The 332-nt window shown below is 53.9% G+C and carries 1 protein-coding gene; it reads right to left on the reverse strand.

Annotated features, from left to right (window positions below):
- Window positions 1-332: Ig-like domain-containing protein (locus WA249_RS18925; RefSeq protein ID WP_336170948.1), on the reverse strand; the 332-nt coding region annotated here is incomplete at both ends.

Genomic DNA, 332 nt, shown 5'->3' on the forward strand with positions numbered 1-332 from the left:
ATATTGCCCGCAGGATCTGTTGCAGTCACAGTCACCGTATGTGGACCATCCGTCAACGCTGGAAGCGTATTGTCTGCAAGGGTCCAAGTCCCATTACCATTGTTCACTGCTGGATAGTTCACACCATCCACAGTCACCACCACTTTCGCAGTCGGATCGTTCACCGTACCCGCTAATGGCGGTGTGCTGTCATTGGTTAAGGCAGCAGTCACAGTCACGGTTGGCGCCACGGTATCGACTAAGCCTGTACCCGGTAATGAGATATTGCCTGCTGGATCTGTCGCGGTCGCTGTCACCGTTTGACCATTGGTCAAGTCACCTGGGTTTGGCAC

The organism is Acinetobacter sp. 161(2023) (assembly GCF_037027805.1).
GTDB lineage: Bacteria > Pseudomonadota > Gammaproteobacteria > Pseudomonadales > Moraxellaceae > Acinetobacter.